Here is an 18608-nt window from a genome sequence, read left to right as displayed (position 1 = left end):
TTTCCGAGGACGGTTAGGAAACCTTCCTAACCGACACCGCATATCAGCGTTCCCGAACCTGGCTTGTCAAGAGTTCCGACAGAGTCAACACCCGTCGTGCGCAGTGGTGTTGGCTGCCCGGTCAGCGTGGAGCGGGCCGGGCGAGCTGTTCGTTCATGATCAGGAAAGCGCCGAGGCCGTGGAAGTCATTGGTCGCCCTGGTGCGGCCGGTGTAGTACGCATAGTCACCGACGTTGGTGCCGATCGAGATGTCGGCGAGGTCCGTCAGCCCGTCCGGGCCGACGGACAGCTCGTCGAGGACACCCCGGTAGCCGCGCTGCGCGACCTTCGCGTAGTGCTTGTCGACGTAACCCTGCTGGGCCGCGCGGGACAGGGCGTAGGTGAACATGCTGGAACAGGACGTCTCCGTCCAGTTCCCGGCGTCGGCCCCCTTGTCCATCACCTGGAACCAACGCCCCGTGGCCGGGTCCTGGTAGTGCTCGATCCCGGCCGCGAGCTTGCGCAGAACGGTGAGCAACTGCCCGCGGTGGGGCTGGTCGCGGGGCGTGCCGTCGAGGACGTCGACGGCGGCCATCGTGTACCAGCCGACGGCGCGGCACCAGTGTTCCGGCGCCAGTCCGGTCGACGGGTCGGACCATTCCGCGGTCCGGGATTCGTCGTAGGCGTGCCGGAGCAGCCCGTTGGCCACCTGCAAGTGGCTTCCGTACACGGTGAGTTGTCTGGTCGCCTCGGCGTTCGTGTAGGCCTCGTCGCCGAATTCGTGGCCGTACTCGACGAGGAACGGCGTGATCATGTAGACGCCGTCGCCCCACAGCTGGTGGGCCCGGCTGGCGGTGTCGGCGTGCCAGAACCCGCCGTCGGCCGTGCGCGGGTAGGTGTTCAGCCGGTCGCGGATCTGCTTGGCCGCTGTGGCGTAGCGCGGGTCGCCGGTCTCGTGGTGCAGGACGACCAGGAGACGGCCGGCCTCCATGCTGTCGAGGCTGTTGAAGCTCTGGCCGATGACTCCGTCGCCGTCGACGAAGCGGTCGACGTAGTTCTTGATGTACGTCAGGTACCGGGTGTCGTGCGTGCGCTGGTAGGTGAGGTACTGACCGTAGAGATACAGCCCGACGGGGTAGGACCAGCTGCCGATCGTGGTCGGCGTGTAGCGGGCCATCGTGGATTCGGTCACGGCCACCGACCAGTCGGTGGGCGCGGAGCCGCGGGCCGGTTTCCCGGAGGCCGCGGCGGGAACGGTGAGACCCGTGACGGCGAGGAGCGCGGCGGCGAGCACGGCGAGTAGTCGTGGAGCCCTTGATCTCTTCATGACCACCTCTGTGGGTCGATCAAGATGGGAGGGGAGACATCGGAGCTGTCAAGCAGGAGTGCGACGACTCTGACGGATGACTGGCGACCGATGATGCAACAACTGTTCAGGGATGTGTTCTCTGTTCAGTGGTGCGGTCCAGGGTTGCGTGTTGACGTGTTGCGGTCAATGGGCTGCACTGAAGAGAAACGGGCCGCACCGAAGAGATCGGACTACTTTCCAGCCACCGTGGGGCCGGCGGGGGCGGGAATGGGTCGCAGCGCGTGATCGTTGACCATGGAGTTATCAACCGACGAAGTAACAAAAGGAGTCGACCGCTCGTGAGCAAGGTCCCCTTCATCACGCTCAACAACGGTGCCCGCATGCCGCAGCTCGGTTTCGGTGTCTGGCAGGTCGCCGACGACGAGGCCACGAAGGCCGTCGGCACCGCGCTGGAGGCCGGGTACCGCAGCATCGACACCGCCGCGATCTACGGCAACGAGGAGGGCACGGGCAGGGCACTCGCCGCATCGGGGATCGCGCGTGACGAACTCTTCGTCACCACGAAGCTGTGGAACTCCGAACAGGGCTACGACTCCACCCTGCGCGCCTTCGACACCTCGCTGGCCAAGCTCGGCCTCGACTACGTCGACCTGTACCTGGTCCACTGGCCGGTCCCGTCCAAGGACGCCTACGTGGACACGTACAAGGCCTTCGAGAAGATCCTCGCGGACGGCCGCGCCAAGACCATCGGGGTCTCCAACTTCCTTCCCGACCACCTGAAGCGGCTGATGGGCGAGACCTCCGTGGTCCCGGCCGTCAACCAGATCGAGCTGCACCCGCAGCTCCAGCAGGCCGAGTCGCGCGCCGTCCACGCGGAGCACGGCATCCACACCGAGGCCTGGTCCCCGCTCGGCCAGGGCAAGGGCCTGCTGGAGGTCCCGACGATCGTCGCGATCGCCCAGAAGCACGGCCGCAGCGCCGCCCAGGTAGTGCTGCGCTGGCACCTCCAGACGGGCAACGTGGTGATCCCCAAGTCCGTGACCCCGTCGCGGATCAAGGAGAACATCGACGTCTTCGACTTCGAGCTGGACGCCGACGACCTGGCGGGCATCGCCGCGCTGGACGAAGGCAAGCGCATCGGCCCCGACCCGGCTGCCATGAACATCGGCGCCTGATCGGCCGCGGGGCGGACACGGTGGCGCCGCCCGGCTCCGGGCCGGGCGGCGCCACCGTGTCCGCGGACGTGTTTCGCGGACGTGTTTCGCAGACGTGTGACGAGGAGAGCGTCCCGGCCGGCCGGCCCGGTCAGCCGCGGCGCGCGGTGTGCGCCGTCCGCGCCGTCAGCAGGCAGGAGTCGCCGCGCAGCCGCAGCCCCTGCGGATCCGCGGGGTCCAGCAGCCGGTCGAGCGTCGCCTGATCCTCCGCGGACAGCTTGTCCGCCAGCACTTCGCGCTGCCGGGTGAAGTGCGCGAGAACCTGTTCGCGTACGACGCCGGGCAGCGGCGCCGGGATGTCGAGGAGGAACGACCGGGTGCCGCTCGGCGACAGCCCGGCATCGGCCAACAGCGCACGCCAGTACTCGACTTCACGCTTCGCTCCGGGCAACGCAGCCCGCATCTCGGCGAACCACTCCGCCGCGGCGGCCTCGATGCGCGCCTCCAGGTCCGGCTTGCCGAAACCGATGTCACGCGGCAGATGGCGGGGGGCCAGACCGCCCTCCCACAGGACCACCGTGCCGCCCGGCCGCAGCAACCGCACGAATCCGTCGAGCGCGGCCCGCTGGTCGCCGACATGGTGCAGCGAGTTGCCCGCCCAGACCAGGTCGGCATCGCCCAACTCGGATACACCGTCCGGAAGTTCGGCATGGCGGGTACGGACACGGTCGCCGAGACCCGCGTGCTCGGCCCGCGCACGGGCCCGGTCCAGCAGCCCCGGGGTGGCGTCGACCGCGACCACTTCGGCGTACGGGAACACCTCGGCGAGCAGACAGGAGACGACCCCGGGGCCGCTGCCGATGTCCAGGACCCGGCGGACGGCGGCCACCGGGACCTGCCCGGCGACCCAGGCCGCCGCCCGCTCGTACACGGGGCGGTACAGTTCGGCGCCCCGTTCGAGGAGCGGCGCCATGACGTCCCAGTCCAGGTGCGTGGTGTCGTGATGATGGCTCATGGGGCCACCCTGCCCCGCCCCGGGCCGATTCCGTGCGTGGCGTTGCCGTTACGGCAGAGCTCGGCTCCGGGACACCGGTCGCGGCACGGGTTCACTCCGGCTCTGTTCGCAGCGCTCCCGGCTCCGCTGTCCGCCCGGGTGTCAGCTCGCGCCGTGGCCGGGGGCGATCTCCTCCACCCGCCGGGCCAGGGCGAAGTCCTTCCCGGTCACCGCGCCGCCCGCGTCGTGCGTGTGCACGCGCAGCGCGACGATGTTGTACCCGAGGGTCAGGTCCGAGTGGTGCCCCAGTTCCTCCTGGATCTGGGCGATGTGGACGACCATCGCGGTGGCCGCGAAGTGGTTCGCCAGCCGGTAGGTGCGGGCGATCCTGTCCCCTTCCAGGGACCAGCCGGGCAGCTCCCCCAGCCGGTCCTCGGTCTCCTTCGGTGACAGCGGTTCTGTGGGCATGTTCCAGGACTCCTTCCGGGAAACGGTCCTCGCGACGTTACGGTCTGCGTATGACAACTGTCGCAATCGACACCGGGATGGGGCCACTGCTGCGCGAATGGCGTCAGCAGCGCCGGGTCAGCCAGCTGGAACTGGCCCTGCGGGCCGACTCGTCGGCCCGCCACATCAGCTTCATCGAGACGGGCCGTTCGCGCCCCAGCGAGGAGATGATCCTGCGTCTCGCCGAGCACCTGGACATCCCCGTGCGGGAGCGCAACGCCCTTCTGCTGGCGGCGGGCTACGCGCCCAGGTACGCGGAGACGACACTCGACGATCCCTCGATGGGTGCGCTGCACGAGGGCATCCAGCAGCTGCTCCAGGGGTACGAGCCGTACCCGGCGGTGGTCGTCGACGGCATGTACAACGTCGTCGCCGCCAACCGCGGGATCGAGATGCTCCTCGAAGGACTGCCGGAGCACCTGCTCGTGCCGCCCCTCAACTCGATGCGGCTGTCCCTGCATCCGGCGGGGCTCGCCCCGCGCATCCGCAATCTCCGGGAGTGGCGGGGGCATCTGCTGAACCAGATGGAGCGTCAGATCGCGCTGGCGCGCTCCGGTCCGCTGCGTGAGCTGTACGAGGAGGTCGCCGGGTATCCGTACCCCGGCGCGGACGCCCGGGAAGGGCCGGGGAGCCCGGGTCCCGCATCCCGCTTCGCGCTGCCGCTGGAGATCGAGCACGACGGACAGGTGCTTTCCTTCATCTCGTCCATCTCCACCTTCAACACCCCGATGGATGTGACGGTGGCCGAACTGGCGATCGAGACGTTCCTGCCGGCCGACCCGGCTACGGTCACCTATCTCCAGTCGCTGCCCTCCTGAGCCGCGTGTGGAAAATCCCGCCCGATCCGGACGAGAGGCCCTCAAGGAACCTGTCGCAGATACAGCGCGCCACAGGTGTGGCAGAAAGGCTGGCTCTCCGGGGTCCCCCAGGTGTCCGGCGACTGCTTGGGGGCCGCCGGGTCCAGCTCGCGCCCGCACAGAGCGGTCTCCTCACTGACGTGCACCATGTGCCAGAACCGCACCGTGGGGTGCTCGTCCGTGGGTGAAGAACCGTCTTCCAGATCGGCCTGCATGACGTATTCCATGTCCACCTCCGTTCCTGCAATTCTCCGCTCCGGCACATGGATCGGCATCCGGAGCGAATCCGCTCCTTTTGTGCCGCCGACCCTGCCCACCGTCATTCCAGTTCTTGGTTCCCTGTGCTCAAGAGCCGCGTCGGGCCGGGGCGTCGTCACGCACGAGGACGACCTGTGCCGGAAAGGTCTTCGGGCTGTCGGCTCCGCGTGCGGCCCCGACGAACCGGCGGATCAGGCCGGCACTCTTGACACCCCTCGACGACTCGACCCCGCTGGAGACATCGACGCCGCCGGGGTTCGCCGACCGTACGGCCGCGGCCACGTTCGAGGGGTCCAGACCGCCGGCCAGGAGCCAGAATCCCTGCGGAGGCCGCGTCCGCAGGGACCCGGTGTCGAAGCGGGTACCGCCGCCCGGCAGTGGCGCGTCGATGAGCAGCCGGTCCGCGGGGTCCAGCGACGGGCGCGCGAGGTACGCCGCACTGGTCATCGCACGGATCGTCCGGAACCCGGCGGCGCGCAGCCGCTCGAAGTCCGCGTCTCCCTCGTCCCCGTGGAGCTGGACCGTGGTGAGACCCACGGTCGAAGCCGTCGCCAGGACCTCCTCGACCGGCTGTCGCCGGAACACACCGACGGTCTCGACCGTGTCGGGTACCCGCTCGGACAGCGCACGGGCCGCCTCGGCGTCGATCAGCCGCGGGCTGCCGGGGGCGAAGACGAAGCCCACGGCATCCGCGCCCGCGCCGACCGCGGCATCGAGGGTCTCAGCGGTGCGCAGACCGCAGATCTTGACGTACATCGAGCCTCTTCCCATCTCCCTGATCCCGCACCCCGTTCTCCCTGATCCTGCACCATGTGCGCGCGGCTACCGGTTCGTCAGCCGGAGTTCCAGCTCCTTCTCCTGATCCCCGAAGGCCTCGCCCAGGTCCCGCACGGCGAACGTCCCGTCCAGGGCGGTGCGCAGCTGGTCCACGGCGTGGTAACTGCCCTGCACCGTGGCCTCGACGGACTCCTTCAGGGTGGCGGTTCCCAGTCTTCCCGGGGCGCCGTCCGCCACTTCGAAGGACGCCGTCCACACCGTGGGACGGCCCGGGATCTCCGTCTGCGGCCTGTCCTCGACGGGGCGGTCGCAGGCGAACCCCTTGCGCAGGGCGCCGAAGACGGCCGCCGCGTCCTCTCTCGTGCTCCCGGTGAGCTCCACCGTGACCAGGGTGCTGGAGTGTTCCGCGCTGGAGTGTTCCGTGCCGGGGCTCTTCGTGCCGGGGCTTCGCGTGTCGGCCATGGTGCTCACTTTCCTTGCGGTGTCCGCTGGGTACGGGAGTTCACTCGCCCGGTTCCGCTCCGTGCCAGACCGTGGTGATGTTGCAGAACTCCCGGATGCCGTGGCCGGACAGTTCACGTCCGTAGCCGGAGCGCTTGATGCCACCGAAGGGCAGCGCGGGGTGGGACGCGGTCATGCCGTTGAAGAAGACCCCGCCGGCCTCCAGGTCCCGTGCGAAGAGGTCCACTTCTTCCTCGTCCCGGGTCCATACGTTCGAACTGAGGCCGAAGGGCGTGTCGTTGGCGAGCTCCACCGCCTCGGCCGCGCTCGTCACCCGGTAGATGGACGCCACCGGCCCGAAGGCCTCCTCGTGGTGGATGCGCATGTCGGTGGTGATGCCCATGAGGACGGTGGGGGCGAAGAACCAGCCGCGGTCCTGTCCGGTCGGACGCCCGCCGCCGCAGAGCGCCGTCGCGCCCAGGCGTACGGCATCGGCCACCAGCTCCTCCAGGTCCGTCCGGCCCTGCTCGGTGGCGAGCGGGCCGATGTCGGTGGACTCGTCCAGCGGGTCGCCGACCTTCAGGGCCCCCATCCGGGTGGTGAAGTGCTCCATGAAGGTGTCGTAGACATCGGTGTGGACGAGGAAGCGCTTGGCCGCGATGCAGGACTGTCCGTTGTTCTGCACCCGCGCCGTCACCGCGGTCGCCGCGGCCCGCTCGATGTCGGCCGAGGGCATCACGATGTACGGATCGCTGCCGCCCAGCTCCAGCACGGTCTTCTTGACCTCGTCACCCGCCACGGCGGCCACCGAGCGGCCCGCCGGTTCGCTGCCGGTGAGGGTCGCCGCCACCACCCGCGGGTCGCGCAGGACCGCCTCGACCGCCCGGGAGCCGATCAGCAGGGTCTGGAAACAGCCGTGCGGGAATCCGGCCCGCCGGAAGAGATCCTCCAGGTAGAGCGCGGTCTGCGGGACATTCGACGCGTGCTTGAGCAGGCCCGCGTTCCCGGCCATCAGCGTGGGCGCGGCGAACCGCACGACCTGCCAGAGCGGGAAGTTCCACGGCATGACGGCCAGCACCACGCCCAGCGGCCGGTAACGGGTGTACACACGGGAAGCGCCGGAGTCCGCGGCATCGGCGGCCGAGGGGTGCTCGTCGGCCAGCAGTGCGGCGGCGTTGTCCGCGTACCAGCGCATGGCCTTGGCGCATTTCGCGGCCTCGGCACGGGCGGCGGCGACCGGCTTGCCCATCTCGGTCGTCATGGTGCGGGCGATGTCGTCCTGATCCTTGTCCAGCAGGTCGGCGGCACGGTGCAGCAGTCGCGCCCGCTCGGAGAACTCCGTGGTGCGGTACTGCAGGAACGTCGCGTGGGCCACCGCGATCCGCTGCTCGGTCTCCTCGGCGCTCAGCGCGTCGAAAGTGCGGAGCGTCTCGCCGGTCGCGGGGTTCACCGTGGCAATGGGCATGGGTGGGGCCTCCTCGTACTCCCTTCCGACCCTGCCGCCCCCGGTGCGCGCCCGCAACGCGGGCGGCCCGGCGCCGTGGGCCGCCCGCGATGATTCGCGGCACGAACCATCCCCCTATGCTGGCGGCATGGACATGGCCAAAGGTGAGCAGCCAGCCGGGTTCGCGGCAGCACTGGTACGGACGGCGTTCCTGGTGCAGGCCGTGTACACGGAGGCGAGCCGGGGGTACGGACTGCCGGTGCAGCAGGCCCAGTTGGTCTGCGTACTGATGGCGCAGCCGCGCGGCATGAGCGAGCTGAGCACCATGCTGGGGCTGGAGAAGTCCAGCCTGACCGGGCTGGTGGATCGGGCCGAGCGGCGCGGCCTGGTGCGCCGCGAGCCGGACCCGCAGGACAGACGGGCGGTCCGGGTGGCGCTGACGGTGGACGGCAGTACCGTCGCCGGGGATTTCTACGCGGACACGACCGCGCGGATGGAGGCGCTGGCCGACGGCATCGGTCCGGCGGAGCGCGACCGGCTGGCGGCCGTGCTCGGACGGGTGGTGCGCGCCAACGAGGTGCCCGTGGTCTTCATGGAGCCGAAGTCAGCCTGATGCGGCGGTACATGACGGGAAGCAGTGTGTCCAGGGGCTGAAATCAGCCAGGTTGCCCGTACTGAGTGCCTCATACATCCACTCGACGGTCGCTGCCTCTTCCTTTTCTCCCCCTCCTCTGGAAACACTCAGCTGGCCCCTTCCCCTCACACCGCGAGAGGCTCCTCACTCATGCCACAGCTCAATCGGCGCCGCTTCCTCCAGATCGCGGGCGCGACCGCAGGTTTCTCGGCCCTCTCGAACAGCATCGACCGTGCCGCCGCCATTCCCGCGAAGCGCCGCTCGGGCACCATCAAGGACATCGAGCACATAGTCGTCCTGATGCAGGAGAACCGTTCGTTCGACCACTACTTCGGCTCGATGAAGGGCGTCCGCGGCTTCGGCGACCCGCGCCCGGTGACACCCGTCGGCGGCAAGCCGGTCTGGAACCAGTCGAACCTCTTCACGGACGTCCTGCCGTACCACCCGGACGCCGACGACCTCGGGATGCAGTTCATCGCGGGCCTCGACCACGACTGGACAACCGCCCACTGGGCCTGGAACCAGGGCAAGTACGACCAGTGGATTCCGGCCAAGACCGCGGGCACCATGGCCCATCTGACCCGCAAGGACATTCCGTTCCATTACGCGCTCGCCGACGCGTTCACGGTGTGCGACGCCTACCACTGCTCGTTCATGGGGGCGACCGACCCCAACCGCTACTACATGTGGTCCGGCCATGTCGGCAACGACGGCAAGGGCGGCGGCCCGGTGCTCGGCAACGCCGAGGCGGGATACGACTGGACGACGTACCCCGAGCGCCTGGAGGAGTCCGGCGTTTCGTGGAAGATCTACCAGGACACCGGCGACGGGCTGGACGCCGCGGGCGGGTGGGGCTGGATCGACGACGCCTACCGCGGCAACTACGGTGACAACTCGCTGCTGTACTTCAACTCGTACCGCAACGCCAAGCCCGGCGATCCGCTCTACGAGAAGGCGCGCACCGGCACGAACGCCAAGAACGGCGACGACTTCTTCGACCACCTCCGGGCGGACGTCAAGGACGGCACGCTGCCGCAGGTCTCCTGGGTCGTCGCCCCGGAAGCCTTCTCCGAACACCCCAACTGGCCCGCCAACTACGGCGCCTGGTACGTCTCGCAGGTGCTGGACGCACTCACCTCCAACCCCGAGGTGTGGAGCAGGACCGCGCTGTTCGTCACCTACGACGAGAACGACGGCTACTTCGACCACGCGGTCCCGCCGTTCCCCCCGTCCTCCGCCGACCGCGGCGCCTCCACCGTGGACACCTCGCTCGACTGGTACCCGGGCGACATCAGCCACATCGCCGGACCGTACGGGCTCGGCATGCGCGTTCCGATGACCGTCGTGTCGCCGTGGAGCACCGGCGGCTACGTCTGTTCCGAGGTCTTCGACCACACCTCGATCATCCGGTTCATGGAGCGGCGCTTCGGCGTGCACGAGCCGAACATCTCGCCGTGGCGGCGGGCCATCTGCGGTGACCTCACCTCCGCCTTCGACTTCGGGCTGAACGACTCCGGCCCCGCCGCCCTTCCCGACACCGACGGCTTCCGGCCGCCGGACCAGAAGCGGCACGACAGTTACGTACCGAAGGCGCCCTCCGACCCGGCTCTGCCGAAGCAGGAAGCGGGCTCCCGTCCCACCAGGCCGCTGCCGTACGCCCCGCTGGTGGACGGATCGGCGACACCGTCCACCGGGAAGTTCACCCTCACCTTCAGCGGGGGCGCGTCGGCCGGGGCGTGCTTCACGGTCACGTCCGCGAACCGCGGGGACGGCCCGTGGTCGTACACCACCGAGGCCGGCAAGCAGATCTCCGACACCTGGAACGCGGCCTACTCACAGGGCTCCTACGACCTGTCGGTGTTCGGCCCCAACGGGTTCCTGCGCACCTTCCGCGGCCCCGGCTCCACCGCCGGGCCGGAGGTGACCGCCCGCCACCGCGCGTCCGACGGTTCCGTGGAGCTGACGATGACCAACGCGGGCAGCGGCGACTGCCACGTGACGGTCACCAACGCGTACGGCGGGCAGGGCCAGACCTTCACGGTGCGCGCGGGGAGCAGCGTGGTGCACACGGTGGATCTGCGCTCCACCCGGCGCTGGTACGACCTGTCGGTGGTGTCCGACACCGACAGCGCCTTCCTGCGCCGGTTCGCCGGGCACGTCGAGAACGGCAGGCCCGGGGTGAGCGACCCGGCGATCATCACCGGCTGACCGCCGACAGGGGTGACGGGGTACCGGCGCCGGCAGACGTTCCGGCGCCGGTACGGTCCCCGTTCAGGCGGACTCGCCGGAGGGGGCGCCGTCCGTCGCGGGGCCCAGCGGAACCTGCGGGCCCTGGTCCTCGGCCAGCCAGCGCCGCAGGACGCGGTGCACCTGCTCGGCTCCGACCAGGTCGCCGCCCTCGGGTACCGGCGCGGAGAGGGCGAGCGGCGACAGCAGGAAGGGAGCCGACTGCTCGCCGCCCAGGCCGCCGTGCGAGCCGATCTGGCCCTCGAAGGCATGCACGGCGCCGGTCCCCGGGTCGTACATCGAATTGACCATGATGTCGGCGACGTGCGGGAAGGCGTCGGTCCGCCGCACGGCGTCCGCCGCGCCGGGGCCGAACGGCGCGAGCGGCCCCTCGCCGTCGGTCAGCTCCACGACCGGCACCTCGACGCCGCCCGCCCCGAGCACCACCGAACCGTGCTCGGCGCTGCCCATCAGCAGGAACCCGATCCCCGGGTGGTTGGCCAGCGTCGGCAGCAGCGCCGGGTGGCGGCGGTCCAACTGCTCGCGGGTCATCCGTCCCGGCGCGTCAGGGAAGGAGATCAGCCCCAGATTGCCGGAAGCCAGCACGACCGGGTCGGACCCCGGCTCCGGCGACGGCTCGCCATCGGCCGGCACCGGCCGGTGCAGCGCCACGCGCACCGCGGCCCGTGCCTCCGAACCGCTCTCGGTGCGCTGCGCCCTGCGCGGTACCGGCAGCCCGCAGCCCGCCCGCACCAGATCCTTCAGGGTGAGGCCGTACGCCCCCTCGAAGGTCTGGCCGGGGCTCTGCCCGTGGTCGGAGAGGAGCACGATCCGGTACGGCCTGGGGGCGTGCTCCTCGACCTTCGCGATCATCGCCAGCGAACGGTCCAGACGGGCCAGCACCTTCGCCGCGTCCCGGCTGCGCGGCCCGCTGTGGTGCGCCACCTCGTCGTACGCGACGAGATCGGCGTAGACCGCGGTGCGTCCGGCGAACATGTCGCCGATCACCGCGGTGACCACCACGTCGCGCTCCACCACGGTCGCGAAGGCCCGGATGAACGGGTAGAGACCGCCGCGCTTGATCCGTGGCTGCTCCTGACGCGCGCGGGCCCGTGTCGACTGGCCCATCTCCCGGCCGACCTCGGCGAAGAACGACATCGCGGTGCGTACCGCGTTGGCCGGGTCCGAGAAGTACGCGAAGTAGCCGGCGCGGGAGCGGTGGTGCCGGTCCCGCCGCGCGGCGACCGAGAGCACCAGGGCCAGCTCGTCGGCGCCACCGCTGAAGAGATTGCCCCGGCTCGCGCCGTCCACCATGAGCAGGCCGGCGTCGCCGGAGTGCTCCACCGCCCGCCGCTGCAGTTCGGCGGCGCTGGCCGGCCGGTTGCAGACCATGACGTCGCCGGTGTCCTTCTCGTACCAGCGGAAGGCCGGGACGTCGTGGTTGGAGCCGTGCAGGATGCCGAGCTGGCTGGCGCCGGTCTGGCTCGACCAGTCGGTGCGCCAGGCGTCGAGCCGGTGGGTGGAGCCGATCCATCCGGCGAGCGTGGGCATCAGCCCGTCCTCGACCGCGCGCAGCAGCGCCGCGTGGCCGACGCCGTCGAGCTGGAGGAAGACCGTGCCGTGCGGCCCGCCGCGGCTCATGCCCTCGCCCTGTCTGCGCCGCCGCCGGGAAGCCAGCCGGGAGAGCCGTCGCCGGTACGCCTCGTCGTCGCGCACCGCGAGCGAGGTGGAGGTGGCGGAGGCGACGGCGGACATCACGGCCGCGACGACCACCGCGGTCTCCGGGTTGGAGGCGCCGCGCCCGTTCGGGATGAGGCTGAGGGCGACCAGCAGCAGCGAGCCGTTCAGGAAGAAGACCAGCAGGCCGAGCACGAGCGCCGGGACGAGCAGCAGTGCCCGTACGACCAGTGGCCAGACCAGCGCGCTCAGCAGTCCGAACGCACCGGCGCCCCACCCGGCGGTGATCGCCACCGTGGTGGCGCTGTCGCCGTTGTCGGACTCCAGCTTGAAGTCCGGCAGGATCCCCGCGAGGACCAGCATGGTGAGGGTGGACACCGCCCACACCACGATCACCCGGAACAGAGCGCTGCCCACCCTGTGCCATCGCCTTGCGGCCACGCCTCTGCCACCTCACGTCCGTCGGACCCCGTGCGGGCCCGCCGGCCAGTTTTTCACAGGACCGGAGTCGGACCAGGTCACCGCGGGGAGCCCTGGTCACGGAACCCGCGGACTCCCGTGGACGGGGCCTCACTCCCCATTTGCGGACCGGGCCGCATAGGGTCGTACAGGAATCCGGGGGTTCCGAGACGTCCGGGAGTTCCCGGGGATCCGAGCGTGAGGAGACGGCAGGTGCCGGTCGATGTGACCTGGTGGGGCCATGCCACCTGTACGGTCGAGGACTCCGGTGTCCGGGTGCTCACCGACCCGCTCTTCGCCCGTCGGCTGGCCCATCTCCGGCGCCGTCGCGGCGCCGTGCCACCGGCCGGAGCCACGGCCGCCCAGGCCGTGCTCATCTCGCACCTGCACGCCGACCATCTGCATCTGCCGTCCCTGGCGCGGCTGGCACCCGGCACCCGGTTGATCGCGCCCCGGGGCACGAGCCGCGCCGTGCCGGGGCTGCGGCGGCTCCGCCTGGACCTCACCGAGGTCGTCGCGGGTGACGAGGTGCGGGTCGCGGATCTGCTCGTCCGGGCGGTCCCCGCGCGCCACGACGGCCGCCGGATGCCGCTCGGGCCGCAGCGGGCGCCCGCGCTCGGCTTCGTGATCAGCGGTGAGGCGCGGACCTACTTCGCCGGGGACACCGGGCTCTTCGACACGATGGCGGAGGCGGTCGGCGAGGTCGACGTGGCGCTGCTGCCGGTCGGCGGCTGGGGCCCCTTCCTCGGGCAGGAACACCTGGACGCGCGGCGGGCCGCCGAGGCGCTGACGGCCCTGCGACCGCGCTCGGCCGTCCCGGTGCACTACGGCACGTACTGGCCGGTCGGGATGGACGGGGTCCGCCCGCACGAATTCCACACGCCCGGCGACGAGTTCGTCCGGCAGGCGGCGCTGCTGGCGCCCGAGGTGTCGGTGTACCGGCTCGCGCACGGCGAACAGGTGCGGCCCGAGGTGGCCCGGTGATCCCTGAACTCGTGAGCCAGGTACCGGCGGAGTCCACCCAGCAGGCCGTCGGCTACCCGTCGCTGTTCCTGCTGGTGGTGCTGGGGTCCCTGGTCCCGGTGGTACCCACGGGGGCGCTGGTGAGTTCGGCGGCCGTGGTCGCCCTGCACCAGACGGACCCGTTCGCCCTGCTCTTCGTGTTCGCCGTCGCGTCCTGCGCCGCGTTCCTCGGGGACCTCACGCTGTACTGGCTCGGCCGGCGCGGCGTGCACTCCAGGAACGGTTCGCGCTGGCTGGAGGCGCTGCGCAAGCGGGTCCCGCAGGCACGTCTGGTGAGCACCCAGAAGAGGCTCGACAAGCACAGCAAGTCGGTGCTGGTCCTCTCCCGGCTGGTGCCGGCCGGACGGATCCCGGTGATGCTGGCCTGCCTGCTCGGCGGGATGCCGCTGCGCAGGTTCGCCCTCGCGGACGTACCGGCCTGTCTCGCCTGGGCCGCCGCGTACCAGCTCATCGGGATACTCGGCGGCTCGCTGTTCGACGAGCCGTGGAAGGGCGTGGTCGTGGCGGTCGCGCTGACGCTGCTGGTCAGCGGGGCGCCCGCGGGGTGGCGCAGGATCCGGGCCGCCCGTACCGGATCGCCCGCGGCCCGCTGAACGGGCCCGCGCACAGCGGCTCTTGAGCCCGATCGACCCTTCCCTGTAGGCCCCGTAGTACTTCAGAGCTACCAGGAAGGTTCGGCCGTCCGCGGGACGCCGGCCACAGGGGGCGCTCCCTAACTTCGGTACCGGAAAGCACGACCGTCACCCGGTACGGAAGGACCGTCCTCCATGGAGTCCCGCCCGCGCAGCAGCCGCTTGCGCCGCGCCCTGCTCGCCGCCCTCGTCACCGCTTCGGTGGCCGTGCCGGTGTCGGGGGCGGCCCGCCCAGCGGCTGTCCCGGCCCCCGCACCGGCGCACCTCTCACCCCTGCGGGCGGTGACCCCCGCGACCCTCGCCGAGCGGTACGCGGCCACCCGTGCGGACGTCGTGGCGGCCGAGCACGCGGCCACCGCCCACGGTGACCGGAAGCGGGCCGCCGCGCTGCGCGCCATGGCGAAGCCCGCGCGTCACTTCCTCACCTTCGACGGCCGCGACGGGGGTCGCACCGCCGAGGTGTTCGGCGACCTGTTCCGGGCCGGGCGGATCGCCGTACTGGTCCCGGGGTCGGACACCGACCTGGACCGGTACGGGCGCCTCCGGAACGGCGCCGCGGCGCTCCAGCACGAGCTGGGCCGCGGGTCCGCCGTCGTCGCCTGGCTCGGGTACGGGACACCGGGCACGGTGAGCCCCGCGGTGCTGACCCCCGGCCGCGCGAACGCCGCCGCCCCCGCTCTGCGCACGTTCACGGCGGAGTTGGGCGCGATCGAACCCACCGCCCGCATCTCCGTCCTGTGCCATTCCTACGGATCGGTGGTGTGCGGCCGGGCCGCGTCGGGGCTCGGGGCCGGGGTGTCGGACATCGTCCTGTTCGGCAGCCCCGGCGCCGGGGCGAGCAGCGCCGCGGCGCTGCACACACGGGCCACCGTCTGGGCGGGCCGGAGCAGCGGTGACTGGATCTCCGACGTGCCGCACGTACAGCTCCGGCTCCCGTTCCTCACGGTCGGACTGGGCGCCGATCCGGTCTCGCCGAAGTTCGGCGCCCGGGTCTTCGCTGCGGGCCACGGCAGCCACAGCGACTACCTGAAACCCGGTTCCGAACCGTTGCGGAACCTCGCCCGGATCGTCTCGGGGCAGACCCCTTCCGAGGAGGACCGTCATGCGTGACCTCGTCCGGCGCATCGATGCCGCGACGCCGCCCGACCGTGACCGGGCCGTCGACGCGCTGCGCGCCCTCGCCATCCTCGGTGTGGTGCTCGGCCACTGGCTGGTGAGCGCCCTGGTCGTGGACAGCGGTACCGTGCACGCCGCCAGCCCGCTCCAGCACATGCCCGGACTCACCCCGGTCTCCTGGGTGTTCCAGACCCTGGCGGTCTTCTTCCTGGTGGGCGGGCGGGTGGGGACGCGGAGTTACGCCGCGGCCCGCGCCCGGGGCACGACGTACGGGCAGTGGCTGGGCGCCCGAACGGCCCGGCTGAGCAGGCCGGTCGCCGCCGTCCTGGTGGTGTGGGCGGTGGCCTCGGTCGCGATGCTCGTCTCCGGGGTCGGCCTCGACACCCTGTACGCGCTGCTGAAGCTGGTGCTGTCACCGCTCTGGTTCCTGCTGGTCTTCGCGGCGCTGACCGCGGCGACCCCGCTGGTCGCCCGGGTGCACCCGCTGTGGCCCGTCGCCGTCGTGCTCCATGTCGACCTGATCCGGTTCGGTCTCGGCGGGCCGTCCTGGCTCGGCTGGATCAATGTGGCGGCCGGCTGGCTGGTCCCGTACTCGCTCGGCGCGGTCTGGGCACGCGGCGGGCTGCGGGGGCGCCGGACCGGGTGGGCCCTGCTGATCGGGGGCGCGGCCGGCACGGTTCTCCTCGTTCTGTTCGCCGGTTACCCGGCCTCCATGGTCGGGGTGCCGGGCGCCGCGATATCCAACCTGGATCCGCCCACGCTGGCGGCGGTCGCCTTCGGTCTCGCCCAGTGCGGGGCGGCGGTCCTGCTGCTCGGTCCGCTGCGCCGGGTGCTGCGCCGCCCCGCCCTCTGGGCCGCGGTGGCGCTGGTCAACCTCTCCGCGATGACGGTCTTCCTCTGGCACCAGACCTCGATGATGGCGGTCACCGCGGTCGGCATGCTCACCGGGCGGACGCTGCCCGGCCTGCACACCGTCCCCGACGGCCCGGGATGGGTGTACGCCCGGCTGGCCTGGCTGCCGGTGTTCGCGGTGGCGCTGCTGGTGTGCTGGACGGCGTTCCGTACCTACGAGCAGGGGCGGCGGCGTGGCTCCACGGTCGTACGGGAAGGGGTACCGGCAGTGAACAGGGGGGCGCGGCATGCCTAGGGTGACGCGTGTGACGGGGAAGGCGTGGGACAAGGAGCATCTGGCGGGGGCCCTGCGGAGGCTGCCGCGCACCTTGCGCGAGGACCTCTGGACCGCGCCCGTCGATCCGCTGCCGCCGGCGGGAACTCCGGGATGGGCCGCCTGGCGCCCGGTGTTCGTGATGCTCCTGCTGTTCGGGGCGGTGCCGGTCGCGGTGTTCCACGTGCAGGACATGGTGCCGCACGACGGGGTTTCCGGAATCCCCGCGTACACCGTCCTTCTCGCCCTGCTCCAGGGCGCGGCGCTGGTCGCCGGGGTGTACCGGCCGCTGACCGCCTGGTGGGCGATGACGGCCCTCACGGCCGTGGTCCTGCGGGTCGGGGAGCCGGTGGTGAGCCCGGACCTGTTGTTCCCCTGGAGTCCGACCGGGATGGCCCTCCAGGGCGGGGCGCTGTTCCTGCTGGCGCTGCGGGTCCATCCGCGGCGCTCGGCCGAGGCGTTGGCGATCACCCTGCTGACCGGGCTGGTCTGCAGCGCCTTCACCACCCAGGTCCACAACTACGACACTCCGCGCGCGATCCCGGTCCTCCTCGCCACCGTGGTGGTCGGCGCCTCGCTGCGCGGCCTGCGGGTGGCCCGCAGCGAAGTCGTCACCCAGGCGGGGCTGACCGCCGAGGAACGGGCCCGGCGCACCCTGCTGGAGGAGCGCAACCGCATCGCCCGTGAACTGCACGACGTGGTCGCCCACCACATGTCGGTGATCTCCATCCAGGCGCAGGTGGCCCGCCATCTGGTCGAGGACCCGTCCGACGAGCTGACGGAGAACCTCGCGGGCATCCGCGAGAACGCCGTCGACGCGCTGAACGAACTGCGGCGGGTGCTGGGCGTGTTGCGCTACGAGGACGCCTCGTCCGAAGGGCTGCGGCACGCGCCTCAGCCCACGCTGGGCCGGCTCGACGAGCTGATCGGCAAAGTACGCGGGGCCGGGCTCACGGTCGTCTCCGAGACCACCGGCGGACGGCGCCCGCTCCCTCCCGGTGTGGAGCTGACCGTCTTCCGCATCGTGCAGGAGGCGCTCAGCAACGTGCTGCGTCACGCACCCGACGCGACGGCCCGGGTGGAGATCGGGTACCGGTCGGCCGGGGTCACGGTCCGGGTCGCCAACACCGCGCCGGGCGGAACTCCCGTACCCGGGCGGGGGATGGGACACGGGCTGCTCGGTATGCGCGAGCGCGCTGCCATGCTGGGCGGTGACTTCGCCAACGGGCCGACCCCCGGAGGGGGGTACGAGGTCGTGGCCGTGCTCCCCCTGGAGGATTCCGTATGACCATCCGCGTACTGATCGCCGACGACCAGATGATGGTCCGTCAGGGGTTCACGGTGCTGCTCGACGCCGAACCCGGCATCGAGGTCGTCGGTCAGGCGGTGGACGGCCTCGACGCGGTGGCCAAGGTGGCCGAACTCGCCCCGGACGTCGTCCTGATGGACATCCGGATGCCCGGAATCGGCGGCATCGAGGCGACCCGCCAGGTCACCGGACCGGCCGGCGCGACCGTCAAGGTCCTCGTCCTGACGACGTTCGACCTGGACGAGTACGTGTACGAGGCGCTGCGCGCGGGCGCGTCCGGGTTCCTGCTGAAGGACGCCTCGGCCGAGGAACTCGCGCGGGCGGTACGGGTGGTGGCGGCCGGTGACGCCCTGCTCTCCCCCAACATCACCAAGCGCCTCATCGCCGAGTTCTCCCGGATGGCCGACGCCCCCCGCGCCCCGCTCAAGGAACGCGTAGGAGACCTGACCGGACGCGAGACCGAGGTCCTGTCACTCATCGCGCAGGGGCTGTCCAACGCGGAGATCGCCGGGCGGCTGGTGGTCGCGGAGCAGACGGTGAAGACCCATGTGAGCCGGATCCTGGTCAAGTCGGGGCTGCGCGACCGGACCCAGGCCGCGGTCTTCGCGTACGAGACGGGGCTGGTGCGCCCGGCCGGGCCGTGACGG

18 protein-coding genes are annotated in these 18608 nt (G+C 71.3%); 10 read left to right on the top strand and 8 right to left on the bottom strand.

What is annotated here, in order from left to right:
• Positions 1–121: 121 nt before the first annotated feature.
• Positions 122–1306: a glycoside hydrolase family 88/105 protein gene (locus tag OG709_RS31195; RefSeq protein ID WP_326693661.1), complete on the bottom strand. Its 1185-nt coding sequence runs from the start codon at positions 1304–1306 to the stop codon at positions 122–124.
• Between the two features lie 320 nt (positions 1307–1626).
• On the opposite strand from OG709_RS31195, the gene OG709_RS31190 reads away from it, so the two are divergent.
• The gene (locus tag OG709_RS31190) at positions 1627–2463 is read left to right on the top strand and encodes an aldo/keto reductase (protein WP_250302695.1); all 837 of its coding nucleotides are present in this window, start codon (positions 1627–1629) and stop codon (positions 2461–2463) included.
• A gap of 130 nt (positions 2464–2593) precedes the next feature.
• Here OG709_RS31190 and OG709_RS31185 read toward each other — a convergent pair whose 3' ends face one another.
• Both OG709_RS31185 and OG709_RS31180 read right to left on the bottom strand, forming a co-directional pair.
• The gene (locus OG709_RS31185) at positions 2594–3457 is read right to left on the bottom strand and encodes a class I SAM-dependent methyltransferase (protein WP_329168526.1); all 864 of its coding nucleotides are present in this window, start codon (positions 3455–3457) and stop codon (positions 2594–2596) included.
• Between the two features lie 141 nt (positions 3458–3598).
• Positions 3599–3904, bottom strand: a complete 306-nt coding sequence (locus OG709_RS31180) for a 4a-hydroxytetrahydrobiopterin dehydratase (RefSeq protein WP_250302692.1) — start codon at positions 3902–3904, stop codon at positions 3599–3601.
• 50 nt (positions 3905–3954) lie between these two features.
• Here OG709_RS31180 and OG709_RS31175 point away from each other — a divergent pair, with 50 nt between their 5' ends.
• Positions 3955–4761: a helix-turn-helix domain-containing protein gene (locus OG709_RS31175; protein ID WP_250302690.1), complete on the top strand. Its 807-nt coding sequence runs from the start codon at positions 3955–3957 to the stop codon at positions 4759–4761.
• Between the two features lie 41 nt (positions 4762–4802).
• Here OG709_RS31175 and OG709_RS31170 read toward each other — a convergent pair whose 3' ends face one another.
• From OG709_RS31170 to OG709_RS31155, 4 genes are all read right to left on the bottom strand, one after another.
• Positions 4803–5027 (bottom strand): hypothetical protein, encoded by a 225-nt coding sequence (locus OG709_RS31170; RefSeq protein WP_250302687.1) that lies wholly within the window; start codon positions 5025–5027, stop codon positions 4803–4805.
• 118 nt (positions 5028–5145) lie between these two features.
• Positions 5146–5829: a phosphoribosylanthranilate isomerase gene (locus tag OG709_RS31165; RefSeq protein WP_329168522.1), complete on the bottom strand. Its 684-nt coding sequence runs from the start codon at positions 5827–5829 to the stop codon at positions 5146–5148.
• 51 nt (positions 5830–5880) lie between these two features.
• Positions 5881–6297 carry a hypothetical protein gene (locus OG709_RS31160; protein WP_329168520.1) on the bottom strand — a complete coding sequence of 139 codons (417 nt, stop codon included), beginning with the start codon at positions 6295–6297 and terminating at the stop codon, positions 5881–5883.
• A 40-nt stretch (positions 6298–6337) separates the two neighbouring features.
• Complete coding sequence (locus OG709_RS31155; RefSeq protein ID WP_329168519.1) at positions 6338–7741, bottom strand: NADP-dependent succinic semialdehyde dehydrogenase; 1404 nt, start codon at positions 7739–7741, stop codon at positions 6338–6340.
• Between the two features lie 133 nt (positions 7742–7874).
• Here OG709_RS31155 and OG709_RS31150 point away from each other — a divergent pair, with 133 nt between their 5' ends.
• On the top strand, positions 7875–8333 hold the full coding sequence (locus OG709_RS31150) for a MarR family winged helix-turn-helix transcriptional regulator (RefSeq protein ID WP_329169238.1): 459 nt from the start codon (positions 7875–7877) through the stop codon (positions 8331–8333).
• A gap of 171 nt (positions 8334–8504) precedes the next feature.
• A complete protein-coding gene (locus OG709_RS31145) occupies positions 8505–10562 on the top strand; it encodes a phosphocholine-specific phospholipase C (RefSeq protein WP_250302682.1) in 2058 nt (685 codons plus the stop codon).
• Between the two features lie 63 nt (positions 10563–10625).
• Here the strand turns inward: OG709_RS31145 and OG709_RS31140 are convergent, their stop codons facing one another.
• Positions 10626–12698, bottom strand: coding sequence for a phage holin family protein (locus OG709_RS31140; RefSeq protein ID WP_329168516.1), 2073 nt, complete (start codon positions 12696–12698; stop codon positions 10626–10628).
• A gap of 231 nt (positions 12699–12929) precedes the next feature.
• On the opposite strand from OG709_RS31140, the gene OG709_RS31135 reads away from it, so the two are divergent.
• The 6 genes from OG709_RS31135 (at position 12930) to OG709_RS31110 (ending at position 18605) form a co-directional block, all read left to right on the top strand.
• Positions 12930–13700, top strand: a complete 771-nt coding sequence (locus OG709_RS31135; RefSeq protein ID WP_329168514.1) for an MBL fold metallo-hydrolase — start codon at positions 12930–12932, stop codon at positions 13698–13700.
• Positions 13697–14332 carry a DedA family protein gene (locus OG709_RS31130; protein WP_329168512.1) on the top strand — a complete coding sequence of 212 codons (636 nt, stop codon included), beginning with the start codon at positions 13697–13699 and terminating at the stop codon, positions 14330–14332. The genes OG709_RS31135 and OG709_RS31130 overlap by 4 nt, the downstream gene beginning before the upstream one ends.
• A gap of 174 nt (positions 14333–14506) precedes the next feature.
• A complete protein-coding gene (locus tag OG709_RS31125; RefSeq protein WP_250302675.1) occupies positions 14507–15481 on the top strand; it encodes an alpha/beta hydrolase in 975 nt (324 codons plus the stop codon).
• Positions 15474–16634 (top strand): acyltransferase family protein, encoded by a 1161-nt coding sequence (locus OG709_RS31120; RefSeq protein ID WP_250302674.1) that lies wholly within the window; start codon positions 15474–15476, stop codon positions 16632–16634. The genes OG709_RS31125 and OG709_RS31120 overlap by 8 nt, the downstream gene beginning before the upstream one ends.
• On the top strand, positions 16627–17940 hold the full coding sequence (locus tag OG709_RS31115; RefSeq protein WP_443068559.1) for a sensor histidine kinase: 1314 nt from the start codon (positions 16627–16629) through the stop codon (positions 17938–17940). Before OG709_RS31120 ends, OG709_RS31115 begins: the two co-directional genes overlap by 8 nt.
• Complete coding sequence (locus OG709_RS31110) at positions 17937–18605, top strand: response regulator (protein WP_266645947.1); 669 nt, start codon at positions 17937–17939, stop codon at positions 18603–18605. The genes OG709_RS31115 and OG709_RS31110 overlap by 4 nt, the downstream gene beginning before the upstream one ends.
• Positions 18606–18608: the final 3 nt, after the last annotated feature.

Origin of the sequence: Streptomyces sp. NBC_01267 (genome assembly GCF_036241575.1) — a bacterium.
Classification (GTDB): domain Bacteria; phylum Actinomycetota; class Actinomycetes; order Streptomycetales; family Streptomycetaceae; genus Streptomyces.
This window is presented reverse-complemented; position numbering and strand designations above follow the sequence as displayed.

Bases quoted from the DNA above. Each gene is read 5' to 3' on its own strand.
- OG709_RS31195 (WP_326693661.1), bottom strand. From the start codon at position 1,306: ATGAAGAGATCAAGGGCTCCACGACTACTCGCCGTGCTCGCCGCCGCG.
- OG709_RS31185 (WP_329168526.1), bottom strand. From the start codon at position 3,457: ATGAGCCATCATCACGACACCACGCACCTGGACTGGGACGTCATGGCG.
- OG709_RS31180 (WP_250302692.1), bottom strand. From the start codon at position 3,904: ATGCCCACAGAACCGCTGTCACCGAAGGAGACCGAGGACCGGCTGGGG.
- OG709_RS31175 (WP_250302690.1), top strand. From the start codon at position 3,955: ATGACAACTGTCGCAATCGACACCGGGATGGGGCCACTGCTGCGCGAA.
- OG709_RS31170 (WP_250302687.1), bottom strand. From the start codon at position 5,027: ATGGAATACGTCATGCAGGCCGATCTGGAAGACGGTTCTTCACCCACG.
- OG709_RS31165 (WP_329168522.1), bottom strand. From the start codon at position 5,829: ATGGGAAGAGGCTCGATGTACGTCAAGATCTGCGGTCTGCGCACCGCT.
- OG709_RS31160 (WP_329168520.1), bottom strand. From the start codon at position 6,297: ATGGCCGACACGCGAAGCCCCGGCACGAAGAGCCCCGGCACGGAACAC.
- OG709_RS31155 (WP_329168519.1), bottom strand. From the start codon at position 7,741: ATGCCCATTGCCACGGTGAACCCCGCGACCGGCGAGACGCTCCGCACT.
- OG709_RS31150 (WP_329169238.1), top strand. From the start codon at position 7,875: ATGGCCAAAGGTGAGCAGCCAGCCGGGTTCGCGGCAGCACTGGTACGG.
- OG709_RS31145 (WP_250302682.1), top strand. From the start codon at position 8,505: ATGCCACAGCTCAATCGGCGCCGCTTCCTCCAGATCGCGGGCGCGACC.
- OG709_RS31125 (WP_250302675.1), top strand. From the start codon at position 14,507: ATGGAGTCCCGCCCGCGCAGCAGCCGCTTGCGCCGCGCCCTGCTCGCC.
- OG709_RS31120 (WP_250302674.1), top strand. From the start codon at position 15,474: ATGCGTGACCTCGTCCGGCGCATCGATGCCGCGACGCCGCCCGACCGT.
- OG709_RS31115 (WP_443068559.1), top strand. From the start codon at position 16,627: ATGCCTAGGGTGACGCGTGTGACGGGGAAGGCGTGGGACAAGGAGCAT.
- OG709_RS31110 (WP_266645947.1), top strand. From the start codon at position 17,937: ATGACCATCCGCGTACTGATCGCCGACGACCAGATGATGGTCCGTCAG.